The 15,277-nt window shown below is 61.8% G+C and carries 10 protein-coding genes; 6 read left to right on the top strand and 4 right to left on the bottom strand.

Going from position 1 to position 15,277, the window contains the following annotated elements; genetic code table 11:
- The first annotated feature begins 34 nt into the window (after positions 1 to 34).
- From tssE to tssA, 5 genes are read left to right on the top strand one after another with little or no spacing between them, the layout of a single operon-like run.
- Positions 35 to 514: a type VI secretion system baseplate subunit TssE gene (gene tssE / locus PPGU16_RS36880; protein WP_060610206.1), complete on the top strand. Its 480-nt coding sequence runs from the start codon at positions 35 to 37 to the stop codon at positions 512 to 514.
- A 54-nt stretch (positions 515 to 568) separates the two neighbouring features.
- Positions 569 to 2,407, top strand: coding sequence for a type VI secretion system baseplate subunit TssF (gene tssF, locus PPGU16_RS36875; protein WP_180725753.1), 1,839 nt, complete (start codon positions 569 to 571; stop codon positions 2,405 to 2,407).
- A complete protein-coding gene (tssG, locus tag PPGU16_RS36870; protein ID WP_180725752.1) occupies positions 2,371 to 3,456 on the top strand; it encodes a type VI secretion system baseplate subunit TssG in 1,086 nt (361 codons plus the stop codon). The genes tssF and tssG overlap by 37 nt, the downstream gene beginning before the upstream one ends.
- Positions 3,457 to 3,503: 47 nt before the next feature.
- The gene (tssH, locus tag PPGU16_RS36865; RefSeq protein ID WP_180725751.1) at positions 3,504 to 6,158 is read left to right on the top strand and encodes a type VI secretion system ATPase TssH; all 2,655 of its coding nucleotides are present in this window, start codon (positions 3,504 to 3,506) and stop codon (positions 6,156 to 6,158) included.
- Positions 6,159 to 6,172: 14 nt separating this feature from the next.
- Positions 6,173 to 7,294 carry a type VI secretion system protein TssA gene (gene tssA, locus PPGU16_RS36860; protein WP_180725750.1) on the top strand — a complete coding sequence of 374 codons (1,122 nt, stop codon included), beginning with the start codon at positions 6,173 to 6,175 and terminating at the stop codon, positions 7,292 to 7,294.
- A gap of 48 nt (positions 7,295 to 7,342) precedes the next feature.
- Here the strand turns inward: tssA and PPGU16_RS36855 are convergent, their stop codons facing one another.
- From PPGU16_RS36855 to PPGU16_RS36840, 4 genes are all read right to left on the bottom strand, one after another.
- Positions 7,343 to 8,266, bottom strand: coding sequence for an OmpA family protein (locus PPGU16_RS36855; RefSeq protein ID WP_180727200.1), 924 nt, complete (start codon positions 8,264 to 8,266; stop codon positions 7,343 to 7,345).
- A gap of 10 nt (positions 8,267 to 8,276) precedes the next feature.
- Positions 8,277 to 9,266, bottom strand: coding sequence for a type VI secretion system-associated protein TagF (gene tagF, locus PPGU16_RS36850; RefSeq protein WP_180725749.1), 990 nt, complete (start codon positions 9,264 to 9,266; stop codon positions 8,277 to 8,279).
- A complete protein-coding gene (gene tssM / locus PPGU16_RS36845; protein ID WP_180725748.1) occupies positions 9,263 to 13,114 on the bottom strand; it encodes a type VI secretion system membrane subunit TssM in 3,852 nt (1,283 codons plus the stop codon). Before tssM ends, tagF begins: the two co-directional genes overlap by 4 nt.
- Positions 13,115 to 13,280: 166 nt before the next feature.
- Positions 13,281 to 14,126, bottom strand: a complete 846-nt coding sequence (locus PPGU16_RS36840) for a M15 family metallopeptidase (protein WP_180725747.1) — start codon at positions 14,124 to 14,126, stop codon at positions 13,281 to 13,283.
- Positions 14,127 to 14,253: 127 nt separating this feature from the next.
- Between PPGU16_RS36840 and PPGU16_RS36835 the strand changes: the two genes are divergently transcribed.
- Positions 14,254 to 15,192, top strand: a complete 939-nt coding sequence (locus PPGU16_RS36835; RefSeq protein WP_180725746.1) for a hypothetical protein — start codon at positions 14,254 to 14,256, stop codon at positions 15,190 to 15,192.
- The last annotated feature ends 85 nt before the right edge of the window (positions 15,193 to 15,277 follow it).

Raw genomic sequence — 15,277 nt, 5'->3', positions numbered from 1 at the left:
CCGCCATTTCGTTGAGGCCGCTCGAAGCAATCTTATGAAGCGATTCGAACCCAGTTTCTTCGACAAGCTGTTCGACGACGAACCGCATCTGCCGGCACCCGCCGCGATGCGGCAATTGTCGCTGGAAGAACTGAAGTCGAATGTCGCGCGCGATGTCGAAGCGATCCTCAATACACGTATCGCGCTGACGGAAGCCGACCTCGCGGCATTGCCCGAGTGCCAGCGCTCGGTGCTCACGTATGGGTTGAACGATTTTTCCGGTTTGAGCCTGGCAAGCCACTACGACCGCATGTTCATCTGCAAGTCGATCCAGCAGGCGATCGGGCGGCACGAGCCGCGCCTGCAACAGGTCGCCGTGACGCTCGAATTGAACGAGCAGTCGACCAATGCGCTGTACTTTGCGATCCAGGCGTTGCTGGTCGTGCATCCGGCAGAAGAGCCGGTGAGTTTCGACGCGATGCTGCATCCGTCGACCTTGCAATACTCGGTGACGCGCGCACGCGCGAAGCTGTGATACCGCTGCCTGCGAGCAGGCCAAAGCGGAAAGATCTCGCTCGGGGATGGAGTCATGGAAGAACTACTGCCGTATTACGAGCGCGAGTTGTCATTTTTGCGGCGCTATTCGCGAGACTTCGCCGAGCGCTACCCGAAGATCGCCGCGCGCCTCGCGATGACGGGCGAGCATTGCGAAGATCCGCACGTCGAGCGGATGATCGAGTCGTTCGCGCTATTGGGCGCGCGCATCAACAAGAAGCTCGACGACGACTACCCCGAATTCACAGAAGCACTTTTCGAAGTGCTCTACCCGCATTATCTGCGGCCTTTTCCTTCCTGTTCGATTGCGCAATTCGGCGTGTCGAGCGGCATTGGCAATCTGACGCAGCCTGCGACCATCGAGCGCGGCACCGAAGTGAAATCGCGCCCGATACGCGGCGTGCAATGCCGTTTCCGGACCGCATACGACGTGACGCTCGCGCCCATTCGCATTTCGGAAGCGAAGTACACGTCGGTGGCAATGGCGCCAGGCGCGACCGTATTGCCCCCCAACGCGACAGGTTTGCTCTCGATCACGTTTGAATCGACCGCACCGCAACTCGATCTCGGCGCGCTGAAGCTCGGTACGTTGCGCGCGCATTTGCATGGCGAGCAATCGTTTGTCGCCGCAATTTCCGATTGCCTCTTCATGCACGCGCTGGCTGCGTATGTCGAGCCGGAACGAAACGGTGTATGGAAAACGCTGCGCGCCATGCCCGTCGCGCAGGCCGGATTCGACGAGCAGGACGCGTTGATCGATTATCCCGCGAAGTCGCATCCGGCTTACCGGCTATTGACCGAGTATTTCGCGTTTCCGGACAAGTTCAGTTTCGCCGACTTCGATATGGCTGCGATGCTGCGCGCAAGCGGCCGCTGCCATCGCATCACGCTGCATGTCGTGCTGAAAGACGTGCGCGGCGATTCGAATATCGCGCGCCTGCTAGACGGGTTGTCCGCACAGAACCTGCGCCTGTTTTGCACGCCCGTGGTGAATCTCTTCCAGCAGCATGGCGAGCCTATCCGCATCAGTCATCAGGCGGTTTCGTACCCTGTCGTGGCCGAAGCGCGGCGGGCGTTCGCGTACGAAGTCTATTCGATCGATTCGGTGCGGCTCGTGCGTCAGCAGGCGCATGGCGAGTCGGTGACGGAGTTTCGGCCGTTCTATTCGCTGCATCATGGCGACGCGACGCGCGCGGGCCACTACTGGTTTGCGCGCCGCAACGATTGGGTCGCGCAAAAGAGTCCCGGCTATGAGACGGAGATCTCCATCGTCGATATCGACTTTGAACCGTCCGCGCCGCAAACGGATACGCTCAGTGTCGATCTGACGTGTACCAATCGCGATCTGCCTGCGCAGCTCGCGGCGGGTCTCGAAGGCGGCGATCTGTTTCTGGAAGGCGGCTCGCTGGCGAGCACGCTCACGCTATTGCGTCGACCCACGCCGAGCGTTCGCTTCGAGCGTGGCCGCTCCGCGCATTGGCGTCTGATTTCGCACCTCGCGCTCAATCACGTTTCGCTGGCGGGCAGCGGACTGGCGGCGCTCAAGGAAATGCTCGCGTTGTACGATCTGCGGCGCACGGCGGTATCGGCGCGTCATGTCGACGGCATTACGGGCATCGACCAGCGCGCGGCTGTGCAATGGCTGCCGGGTAATCCGTTCGCGACCTTCGTGCGCGGCATCGAAGTGCGTTTGACCGTCGACGAAGAGCATTTCGTCGGGGCGAGTCTCGCTTCGTTTGTCGGCGTGATCGATCGCTTCTTTGGGCTGTACGTGCATCTGAACAGCTTTGTGCAACTGGTCGTCGTGTCGAAGCGCACAGGCGAGGAGATCTTGCGATGCAAACCGCGCAGCGGCGAATCGATCCTGGCGTAGTCGAACAACTGCTCGACGAGCCGCACCGCTTCGAGTTCTTTCAGGCGGTGCGTCTGCTCGAAAAGTGGTTTGGGCAGGAAGCGTCCCAGCGTGCGGGCGATGTCGTCGCGCAACGCCTGACTTTTCGCACCACGCTGTCGCTGGCCTTTCCGCCGAGTGAAATCCAGGCGGCGATGTCGTACGACGACGACGGCAATGCGCTCAAAGACAAGGCGCAGCGTACGGCCGCGCTCGTCGACGACGCGATCGACAAGGTCGATCTGACGCCTGCATTCTTCGGCCTGCTCGGCGGGCAGGGCGCGTTGCCGCTGAACTATACGGAGCAGTTGCTCAACCGCGAGCAGATGACGCGAGACCGCGCCGCGCGCGAGTTCTTCGACGTGTTCTCGAATCGCGCGACGGCGCTCTTCTACGCGGCATGGAAGAAGTATCGTCTACCGTTTCACTATGAACTCGACCGTGACGAGCGGTACTTGCCTCTGCTGCTGTCGTTGGCAGGTGTCGCCGATGCGAACACCCGCGCGAGCCTGCAAGACGGTAAAGGCGCGCTGTTCGACGAAGCGATCGCGGGCTACGCACTGGCCGCACGTCATCGGCCCGTATCGGCTGCGTATTTGCAGCGCAATCTCTCCGAGTACTTCAACGTGCCAGTACATGTCGAACAGTTCGTCGGCAAATGGTACGACGTGCCGCGTGACCAGTTGACCGTGCTCGGCAGTGTCAACGCGACGCTCGGCGCGACCGCGCTGGCGGGCACGCGTGTCTGGCAGCGCGACATGCGCGTGCGCCTCGTCATCGGCCCGTTGAAGAAGACGGACTACGAGGCGTTCCTGCCCGGCGCGGAAAGGGCGATCGCACTCGAGCGGATGTTGACGTTGCTGGCGGGGATCACGCTCGAATACGAAGTGAAGCTGAAGCTGCGTCATGAGGACGTCGGCCCCAGCATTCTCGGCAAAGGGTCGCGGCTGGGCTGGGACGCATTCCTCTGCACGAGCGAAGTCGCCGAAGACCGCGCGGACGCACGCTACGAACTGCACGTGATCCACTGACGGCAAGCGAAGAACAACGACATGCAGGACCTATCGGACAGTACGCCATGACCACGCCATTGAAGACCCTGATCGCCAAACTCAACCCGATCTGCCGCCAGGCCGCGGAACAGGCGGCGAGCCGCTGCTTGTCGCGCGGTCACTATGAGGTCGATCTCGAACACCTGTTCGGCGCATTGCTCGATGAAGCCGCGACGGACGTGCCGCTCGTCGTGCGCGCGAGCGATATCGATATCCACGCGCTGCGTGCCGATCTCGAACGCGAACTGGGACGCCTGAAAACAGGCAACACGCGCACGCCCGTGTTCTCGGTGCATCTGATTGCGCTGTTCGAGCAGGCGTGGCTGATCGCGTCGCTGGATTCGCAGATTGCGCGCATTCGATCGGGGCATCTGTTGCTCGCATTGCTGAGTGCGCCGGATCTCGCGCAATTCGCGCAGCGCATGTCGCCGCTGTTTGCACAAGTGCGTGTGACGGAGTTGAAACACAGGTTCAATGAATTGACGCAAGGTTCGCGTGAAAGCGAAACCGTGTCGACGACCGGCGAAGAAGCGGCGACGATGGAAGACCCCGCGCGTGCGAATGCCGCTTCGAAAACGCCCGCACTCGATACGTACACGACGAACCTCACGCAACGCGCGCGCGAAGGCCATATCGACCCGGTGATCGGCCGCGAAGTCGAGATTCGCCAGACCATCGACATCCTGATGCGCCGCCGCCAGAACAATCCGATCATGACAGGCGAAGCGGGCGTCGGCAAAACGGCCGTCGTCGAAGGGCTGGCGCTGCGCATCGCCGCGGACGACGTGCCGCCGCCATTGCGCGGCGTCGCGCTGCATGTGCTCGACATGGGGTTGCTGCAAGCGGGCGCGAGCGTCAAAGGCGAGTTCGAGAACCGTTTGAAAAGCGTGATCGATGAGGTGAAGAAGAGCGCGCATCCCATCATTCTGTTTATCGATGAAGCGCACACGATCATCGGTGCAGGCGGTACGGCGGGACAGAACGATGCCGCGAATCTGCTGAAGCCGGCACTCGCGCGCGGCGAATTGCGCACCATTGCCGCGACGACATGGAGCGAATACAAGAAGTACTTCGAGAAGGATGCAGCGCTTGCGCGGCGCTTCCAGGTCGTGAAGATCGAAGAGCCGAACGAAACGCTCGCGGCGGCGATGTTACGTGGTATGGCGTCGTTGATGGAGAAGCACTTCAACGTCCGCATTCTCGACGATGCGATAACAGAAGCCGTGCGTCTGTCGCATCGCTATATCAGCGGACGTCAGTTGCCGGACAAGGCGATCAGCGTGCTCGACACGGCCTGCGCGAAGGTCGCGCTCGCACAAAGCGCAACGCCCGCAGCAATCGACGATACCAGCAAGCGGCTGGAACGCACCGACGCCGAAATCGCGGCATTGGAGCGCGAAGCGGCGAGCGGCGCATCGCATGATGAGCGCCTCGCGGCTTTGTGCGAGCAGCGCGCGACGGACCTTGAACGGCTTGCACACGATCAGGCGCGGTATGAGAAGGAGCGCGCGATGGTCGGTGAAATCGTCGCGTTGCGTGAAAAGATCGATGCGGCGCGCGACGCGAAGAGCAATGAAGAAGAACTCGCGGGCGTACGCGAAACGCTGGAACGTCGTGTCGCCGAACTGGCGGAAGTACAGAAGACCGCGCCAATGGTGCCGCTGCAGGTGGACGCGCACGTGGTCGCTGAAATCGTTGCTTCCTGGACGGGCATTCCGCTTGGCCGTATGGTGAAGGACGAATTGCGCACGGTACTGAATTTGCAGCCGCTGCTGACGGCGCGTGTGATCGGACAGGATCATGCGCTCGAAGCAATTGCGCAGCGCGTGCGTACGGCAAGCGCAAATCTCGAAGATCCGAACAAGCCGCGCGGCGTGTTCATGTTCGTCGGGCCGTCGGGTGTCGGCAAGACGGAAACGGCGCTTGCGCTGGCCGACATTCTGTATGGCGGAGAGCGCAAGATGATCACGATCAATATGAGCGAGTACCAGGAAGCGCACAGCGTTTCCGGCCTGAAGGGTTCTCCGCCGGGCTATGTGGGTTACGGCGAAGGCGGCGTGCTGACGGAAGCGGTGCGGCGCAACCCCTATTCCGTTGTATTGCTCGATGAAGTCGAAAAAGCGCACCCGGACGTGCTGGAAATGTTCTTCCAGGTATTCGATAAAGGCACGATGGACGACGCCGAAGGGCGAGAGATCGATTTCCGCAACACGCTGATCATTCTGACGTCGAACGTCGGTTCGTCTGCTGTCATGCAAGCGTGCCTGAACAAGAGCGATGAAGAAATGCCCGACGCAGAGGCGCTTGCAGAAATGCTGCGCCCGCAGTTGTACAAGGCATTCAAGCCTGCGTTTCTTGGCCGCATGAAAGTCGTGCCGTACTACCCGATTTCTGACGATGTGCTAGTCGACATCATCGAATTGAAGCTCGAACGCATTCGGCGCCGCATCGAGAGCAATCACAAGGCCGCGTTCGAATGGGACGAGTCACTGGTCGAGGCGGTGCTTGCGCGTTGCACCGAAGTGGATTCGGGCGCACGCAATGTCGATCACATTCTGAATGGCACCTTGCTGCCTGAAATTGCGCAACATGTGCTCGAACGCATTGCCGACAATGTGCCTATCCAGCGGATCGGCGCACGCGCGACCGAAGCGGGCGAGTTCGAATATTCCGTTGTCTGACATTCTTTAGAAACATGCCGACCAATTTCACTACATTGCTAGAACCGATCAGCGACGCGTCGCCATGTGGCGACGACCTGCTGTTCTCGGCGGAATTCGATGCGATCCAGCACGCGCGACGTTTCGACGATGCGTCGCTGGATCAGGGTGAATGGGTTACCGAAATCAAGGAAGCCGACTGGTCGTTCGTCATCGAGCAATGCACGGTGTTGCTTCAGAACCAGACCAAGGATCTGCGTCTCGCTGCGTGGCTGACGGAGGCGCTTGCGATCGAAGAGGGCGCGGTCGGTCTGACGCAAGGCTATGCACTTCTGGCGGGCTTGTGCGAACGTTACTGGAACAGTGTGCATCCTCTCGCCGACGGCGACGATGCGGAGTACCGGCTCGGCAATATCGGCTGGCTGGTGGTGCGCACGGCGGAACTGCTGCGCGCGTTTCCTGTCACGCAGGCGCCCGGCAGTTCGTTCAGCACGCTCGATTGGGACGTGGCCACGCATGTCGCGCAGGCAATCCGGCGCGACCCCGAGCATGCGGACGACATCGCGCGCGGCAAGCCCTCGAATGAACAGATCGAGATGTCGAAGCGTTCGACGCAGCCCGCGTTCTATACGGTGCTGCTCGCGGATCTGCGCGCATTCGAGGCGGCGATGCTCTCGCTCGAGCGCGAACTGGAGCGCCACGCGGGCGATGCCGCGCCGAGTTTCCGGCAGGCGAAGGATGCATACGAAGCGGTGTACCGGCTTGCGGAGCGCTTTGCAAAGGACGTAGGCGCGAACACGCAAACTCCGACGCAAGCCGCGCCACAACCACAACCCGAAGCTGTCGAAGAACGCAGCGAACCGTCGTTCAGAACGGCGCCGCTAGAGGAGCCACCGTTACCCATGCCGACCACCAACGTGCCGAATCCGACGCCAGGCGTCATTCAAACCCGGGCGCAGGCGGTGGCGCAATTGCGCGCGGTCGCTCGCTTCTTTCGCCACACGGAGCCGCACAGCCCGGCTGCGTATCTTGCCGACAAGGCGGCGGAGTGGGCCGATATGCCCTTGCATCAGTGGCTTGCGACCGTCGTAAAGGACGACGGCTCGTTGTCGCATATTCGCGAGATGCTGGGCGTGAAGCCCGAAGACAACAACTAGGCGTCGATAGTCGATAGCGCGCTGTTCAACGCAACAGCGCGCATCGCGTCACGAACCCGCGCGGAATTCGATGCGTCGGTTGCGCGCGCGGCCATCGGCTGTATCGTTCGAGGCAATCGGCTGGTCTGGTCCGACGCCGAGCGTCGACAGTTGCTGCGGCGAAATACCCTTGGTGACCAGATAACCCTTCACGGCATCCGCGCGCGCCTGGCTCAGCGCGACATTCGTCGAGCGGTTTCCCGACGCGTCCGTATGCCCGATGATCTCGACCTGCTTCGTCGTCATCTTCGTGAGCACGGCCGACATCTGATCGAGAATCGCGCGGCCTTGCGGCGTCAACGTCGCGCTGCCCGTTTCGAATTCGATCGTGCGATTGGCGAGCGTCTGATCGAGCAGTCCCTGTTCCGACGCACTCACGCGCAACGCGTTCCGGATCGTGTAGGTCGGGTTCAGCGCATTCGCCATGTCGCTTGCAAGCTGCTGGCGTTGCGCTTCGTTGCGCACTTCGCCTTTGACCTCGATCGACGTGCCGTCGATCTTCAGTTGCCCCTTGCTGATCTGCTTCAACTCTGGCCCGATGAGCTTCTGTACGTTCGCGCTCCAGTTCGGCGGCGTTGCCACGTCGGCGATTTCGATCTGATCGACGACGTTCGCCGCACCATACGTGTCGCGCAAACGCGCGAGCACGGCTGCCTTGGTGGCTTCGTCGGGCAGCTTGCCGCCGACCACTACCTGTCCCGGCACGGCATTCGCGGCGGGCGGCGCGGATGTGACGGCGCCCGTTGCGGCAGGCGCGGCAGATGCCGATGCGTTCGGCACGGAAGCGGGCGCGGGCAGCACGGTCGTATGAATCTTGACGCCGCTGTTGTCGACGGGCGTCACGTTCGCGGGGCCGGCATTGTCGGCGAGCGCCGTGCCGCTTGCCGTCGCGGCGAACAGTGCGGCCGCGATCACGTTGCGCCTGATTCGCATCGTCATGATCTCAGGCTCCTGCAAATGCTTCGCGGAACGTGTCGATGCTGACACGCAGCGAGAGTTGCGGTTGATCGAGGTAACTGACGAGCTTGCTGATGCCATGGTCGTTTTGTGCGTGTTCGTCGATCCACTCGGGATCGTCGATATCGATGTTGTGCTGCGCATACGCTTGCGGATCGACGACGCTGTGCAGCGTTTTCGCCGACGCGCCGTTGAAGCCGATCACGAGGCGTTCCCGTTGCGCGATCGTGCCGATGAAAATGGCCAGTTCGAAATCGGCATGCGCGACGAACGGCGCGATCAGTTCGAGCCAGAACGCGGCGACGAGCGTGCGATAGAACGGGTCGCTCGGCAATGGCAACGTGAGACCGCGTTCCAGATGCGATGTTCCGCTCGTCATCACCGGGCGCAGCAGCGAGCCGAGCGCGAGCATCGCGCCGCGCAGCCGCACGGGATGTCCGCTTGCGAGCAGCATCTGTTCGAGACCGGACAGCGTTTGATGTTCGACGAAATCGTTGAACGTGCCGTCATGCGGATTGCCAGGCCCCGCAATCTCGATCGGCACCTGTGTTTCGCCGAGCGCCTGCAACGCCCCCGCCGGTTCCGTGGAATCGAGCAGCGGCTTCATCTGCGTGGCCACGCGTGACCACAGCCGCGCAAAGGCCAGAGGACTACGCGCGAAGAACGCGAGCGGGCGGTCCACTTCGAGCGCGGTCGCCGCGAGAAATGGGAAGCGCCGCGCCGACTGGTCCTGGCTCGCGACCATATGGCCCGCGATGGCGAGCTTGCTGCGCGAGCCGAGAAACGCGAAGTGCATCGGCTTCGCGCTTTCATAGACGATCTTCCAGCGCGGATCTTCCGCGAGCAGTTCCATGGCCTGCGCGATCCAGCGGTCGAGCGTCTGCAGCAATTGCGGATTGTGCGCGCTCTTCACGAAGTCGCCGCGCGACGGAATCTTGCCGAAGTAGGCGATTTGCGCCTGCACGGTCTGGCTCATTGCGCGCTCCCGTTGTTGGTGGCGGCAACGGCTGCCGTCGCCGTGGGCGACGTGGCAGCGGGCGTCGAGGCCGTCGCGGCGACTGCGCCCGTGGGCGTGCCCACATCCGCAATCGACGAAGGCAGTTTCAGGCCGCGCAGTGATTGTTGTTGAGGCGCATCGCCGCTTGCGGTTGCCTGCGACGTGCTGATGATGCGCATGCTCACCGACACGGACACGCTGCCTTGCGTCCACGTGAGATCGAACGTGCCGTCCGGGCGGCGCGAGCGTTGCGCCGTGTTGATGAGCTTTTCGAGGCCGTAGCGTCCCGGCTCGTTGACGAGCTGCACGGTGCGGCCATCGAACGTCGTGGCCGACAGCGTCGCGCCCGGCGAGCCCGAAGGATTCGGCCACACGAAGTTCGTCCATTGGGGCGGCGTGTTGCGATAGCGCAGCTGCTGGCCGTCGATTGCAACCGTGTACTCCGTCGTGCCACTGCTCGGCTGCGGCAGGATCTGGAACACCGTCTGCGGTTCCGACGAAGCCTGCGCGCCGCCCGCCGCGCCGCCGGCAAGCGGCGCGACCCAGCGCGCGAAGCCGTTGGTGAAATCGGGCGCGAGCGCGAGGCCCATGTCGCCCCACGTGCGTGCGGTGAGCGTGTCACCGCGCCGTACCGCGAGCGGTCCGAGCGTGTTGCCGACGAACTTGGCGACGGCGCCGTCCGGCCCGAAGATCTGCGCGATTTCGCTCGCGCCGGCCTCGACCTTCGCGTCGCCCGCAAACGGATACTTGCTTGCCAGCGAGGCCTGGAAGGGCTGATACACCTGCGCATTCCAGACCTTGTTGACCTCGGTGCTGGCGGGCTGGATCACGACGGCATACGCCTGCATCAGCGGACGCACGAGCAGCGGACGCAGGGCCTTGCGTTGCGCGTCGGTGAGACCCGTGAGCATCTGTTCGTCGACGTACTTGAGCGAGTCGGCGAGTTCGGAGCCGTTGCCGTCGAGTGTCTGCTGCATCAGCTGACGCGCGCCCGGACCCGGATCGCCCTGGTTCTTCAGCACGTTGAAGCGCGTGCGCACCTTGGACAGCGAGTCCATATAGCCGCGCAGCAACGATGCGTCGCCATTCTTCACAGCGATGCGCGCGAGACCCGCGAAATCCGCGCCGACGGGGCCCATCGGCAGATCGACTGGCTTGCCGTTGATATCGACGTTCGCATTCAGTTGCGACGCGGGCGTGCGCGAGAACCACTGCTTGACCCAGTTCACGACGCCGCCTTGCGCGCTCTTCAACGCGACGTTGGCCAGCGACGGGTTATCCCACGAGGTCTGCTCGTACGCGGTTTCGAGCACCTTGCGAATCGGCGAATCTTGCGGATCGCCGAGACGGTTCATCGCCTCGACAGCCTGGTTGAAGTTGCCGAAGCTCTGCACCGCGATGCCCTGCATGAACTTTTGCCAGTGCTGCGCATACTCGGTCTTGTACATGCCGACCAGCGCCTTCTGGATCTGCTCGGGGCTGCCTTCGAGCGTGAGGTCATCGCGCGCGGACGTGTTGAGCACCCAGTCCTTCGCCTGCAGTTCTTTGGTGGCGGCGTCGCGGATCGCGGGTTGCACGTACTGGAACCACGCGTCACGCGTGAAGGTGCCCGGAATCGCGTAGCTGCCCGCAATCAGCCCCGTATTGTTCTCGCCGACGATGCGCGCAATCGTCATCGGAGCGAAGCGCGTCGACGCGCGCGCCTTGATCTCTTCATACACACGCTGGCGGGCGGGCATGCCGCGCACCACGCGGCGCAGATTGTCGCGAGTCTGGTCGACGAGCGAGAGATTCGCGTCGATCATCGGCCAGTCGTCGTCGCTGACGCGCGACAGGTAGAACGTGATCATCCGCTCGGCGCTCTTGATCATCTCGTCGCGCGGCATGTTGCCGCGATTCTGTTCGAGCCAGCCGCGCCAGAAGCGCGCGACCTGGTCGGTCAGATGCGCAGTTTCGACGTGACGCTTGTCGGAGAGCATCAGATAGGTCTTCAGCGCGTTGTACGCATCCTCGACGTTGGTCGGCGATGCATCGCTATAGAGGCCGCCCTGACTCGCCGACGTCATCGCCGTGTGCGCGGAGACAGGAATCGCGCCGGAGTCGGGCGCGTGCGTCATCGGCGCGAGCTGATCGGGATGCGCGTCCACGTCCTTCAGGAAAGACGCGAGGCTCTGCGACACGGGCGTCAGCATGATCTGCTTGATGCCGTTGTAGTACTCGGTCAACAGACGCTGTTCGAGACGGTCGCCCTGATAGAGACCGAGCGATACGGAAAGCGGGCGCTCGCGGCGGAACTGTTCCAGTTGCTCGATGCGGTCTTCGAGCACGTCCATCGCCTGCAGGCGCGATTGCAGATCATTGCGGCCCTGCTGCATGCGCGTCACGTTGTCGAGATCGGCTTGCACGTTGGCGGTGAGCTGCTGGTTGCCGATCGTCGACCACGTCCAGCCGCCCAGCGCGAGCGCGAGAATCGCGACGAAGCTGAAGAACGTGGCGTAACGCAAACGCGCCTTGGCCGGGCTCGCGAATTGCCGCACCGTTTGACGATCCGCGAAAATGACTTTCGAAAACAGGTCGCGCAGGAAGAAGCCGTTCTTCGAAAACGTGCTTTGAGGCTTCGGCAATGCGTCCGCACTGAGGCCGAAGCGGTTCGCGATGCGCTGTGCAGCGGCGCTGTTCGTTTCGCCTTCCTGCAGCGCGCTCGTGAAATAGAAGCCGCGAAAGATCGGCTTGTGCTGGAACGGGTTGTTCTCGAACAGCGTCGCGATGAACGCGCGCAGCGATGGCTTGATGGTCGAGAATTCGAGCGGGAAGCTCAATTGACCGGGCGAAAGCTTGTTGCCGCGGCTGATCGACAGTTGCGCGACGCTGATTTCTTTCAGACCTTCGTAGAGTTCTTCGAAGTGCTCGTCGAACTGCGCAACCACATCACGCTTCTCGTCGGGTTGGTAGGGCAGGGTGGCGCCCCACGCGCGGTCGTACTCGTGACGCTCGCTGCCGCTGAAGAATTCGGTGAAGCCGGTGATGAGATCCGCCTTCGTGAACATGACGTAGACGGGCGCGAATACTTCGAGTTTCTCGGTGAGTTCCTGCACGCGCTGGCGCAGGTTCTTCGCGAGGTTGATCGCGAATTCGGGCTTGTTGCCCGTCAGTTCCGCAATGCTCGCGGTCACGATGATCCCGTTGATGGGCGCTTTCGGACGATAACGTTTGAGCAGGCCAAGAAAGCCGAGCCATTCGGTGCGGTCTTCCTCGTGCACCGAATAGCGACCCGCCGTGTCGAGCAGAATGCCTTCTGTCGTGAAGAACCAGTCGCAGTTTCGCGTGCCGCCAATGCCGTGCACGACGGCATCGTTCTTGTCGGCGAACGGAAACTGCAGGCCCGAGTTCAGCACGGCGCTGCTCTTGCCCGCTGCCGGATTGCCGATCACGATGTACCACGGCAATTCATAGAGTGCCGAGCCGCCCGAGGTCTGCCCGATCTTCGACGTCTTGATGGTCTTCACAGCGTCGACCAGACGCGTGCGCAGCACGTCGAGATCCGCGCCACGCGCGGGCGCAGCGGGCGTGGCGGTCGTCGCTTCGCTGCCGACTTGCGCCTGCTGTTCGAGCATCTCGCCGAGCTTGCTGTTCGCGCGGCGAATGCGGATGCGTTTGACGAGCCATGTGGCGAGCAATAGCGCGATCAGCACGCCGACCGCAATGGCCGGCCAAACGGGATCGATCTGGAAAAAGTCCGCGCCGACGAATAGCACGGCCGCGAGCGCGAGCACGCCGATCACGGTCAGCGTGCGTCTGGAGGTCAACCCGTTGAGGAAGCGTTGCATAAGCCTGTCAGGTCTTGATGATAGGAATAGCGTGTGAAAAGACGTCTAATGCGGCGCAATCAGCCTTTAACGGTCATTCGGCCGAGCGTTTCAATGCGTCTTGAATAAAATTGAAAAAGCCGCGATTCATGTCTCGATTGGCGGCTCAAAAGTGCGATTTAACATTTTATCTGTTGCGACCGAGCACGAAACCGGGCTTGTGATATTCGACGTGTCCGAGGTCCATCATTTTCCATCGTCCGCCCCATGTCAGCCCCACTTGCTCGGCGACTTGTCCGTATAACTGGTAGCCTTGCATGGCCCACGGATCTTTTTCGGAAATGACGATCTTGCCGTCGCGCAAAAAGGCATTGTCGGCCGCGAGACCGTATTGATGATAGCTTTGGAATGCGGCTGCATTTGTGACATTGCTACCCATTTGCGCAAGACGGTTTTGCCTTTCCGGACTCCGATAACCCTCCAGCAAAGCCATCTCATAGCCATGTTGCTCGCGCATGATTTTATAAACGAGCAATAGACGCGTCCGGAAATCGGCGTCGAGCATGTTCCAGTCGCGGCTCGCGTCTTTCAGCGCCGGCCGGATCTGCTCGACCTCCTGCGTGGCAAAGGCTTCGGGCGGCAGCGGCGGAGGCGGCACCAGTTGTTCGCCATTGAGCAATTGAGCGATTTTTTCGTCCGGTGACCTGGAAACGTCATCGAACTGGAATAACTGTTTGCCGCGCAATGCAACGGCCACTAATGGCGGCGTCGCAAGAATACCTGTCGTGGTTAAAATCAGCAAGCGCCGGCGAGCCAGTAAGTTTTGCATATCGGCAATTGTCGCTTGAGACATTTTTGCCGAATAACTTAATTGCGCTTTAGCTTTCAATGCGTTATTCGATGCGCGTCGCATGAATCGCGCATGCAAATCGGCTATGCCGCCAAAGATTGTCAAACGGACAGGCGGCAATAGAGCGATTGCTGCAATGAGCACAGCAATGGCGAAATAGGTGACGAGTGCGACGGCAATCAAAGGAAAGACCCCGGAAATTCACAGCAATTGTTTTTTGTAATGCTTGATCTTAGAATCAGGCGTGCCCCGAGGAGGGGCTTTTACATATTTCCCTCGCGAATATTAACCAGTTTCCAAGAGACAGTGAATGAGTGCGCCTGAATCGAACTCAAAAGTCCCGCCAAGCCTGCTATCGGAGCCGGCTAAAGACGGGCAGGCGGGTGGTTCGCGCATTCTTGCCAATCTCGAAGGACGCGTCGATCCTTCCGCGAACCAGAAGCCGAAGCGTTCGCGCACGCTGCCCGTCGTCGTGGCGGCGCTGGTGATCGTTGCGGGCGGCGTGGGTGCTTATCAGCTACAGCATCGTTCGTCTGCAGAGAAGGTGGCAACGGCTGCCGCGAACGGCGCCTCCACGGTCGTGGCGTCGAGCGTCACGCTCGCGAGCAGCGTGACGGCGAGCGCGCCCGCTCCTTCTGCTTCCCTGCCGGCGACTGCGCCCGCCACGATCGTCGCCGCTGACGATACGAGCAAGGACGCGCCGCGCGCCCAGGCGTCGACCGATGACGGCAGCCGCCTGTCGCGCGCGTTGGCGGATGGCGCGGGCGCATCGGAAGGGCCTGCGTCGGCTGCGATCGTTGCGAGCGCTAAAGAAGACGATGCTGCGAAGTCTGCTAGTGCCGCGAACCCGAAGCATGCCGACACGGCATCGAAAGCGTCGCACGGCAAACACGACAAGCGGCAGCTCGCGGAAGAGCGCCATTCGAAGGAAAGCAAAGCGGCCGTCGCATCGCGCGCAAAGAAGCAGAACGGCAAGCAGGACCCGAAGGACGATTCCGATGCCGATCTGCTCGCAGCACTGGTCGCGCGCACCAAGCCGGCTTCATCCAAACCTGGTCAACCCGCCGACCAGGTTGCGTCGAAGAAGGTGAGCGCAACGGGCAATCCGACCGCGACACTCGCCGAGCGCATCAATGAATGTGGCCAGCACGGTTTCTTCGAAGAGCAACTGTGCCGCTGGCGCGTGTGCGATGGGCATTGGGGCAAGGACCCGCATTGTCCGGCGGCGGCACAGGCGCGGCAGCCCTGAGCGTGGATGTCTCTTCGTGACATGAGAAGCGGCGCAGCGTGCGCCGCTTTTCATTTAAGGTCGCAACCGCTCAACACTAACGTTG

The sequence above is a fragment of the Paraburkholderia largidicola genome (assembly GCF_013426895.1).
Classification (GTDB): domain Bacteria; phylum Pseudomonadota; class Gammaproteobacteria; order Burkholderiales; family Burkholderiaceae; genus Paraburkholderia; species Paraburkholderia largidicola.
The sequence above is the reverse complement of the archived record's forward strand: the minus strand, read 5'-3'. Positions and strand labels throughout refer to the sequence as shown.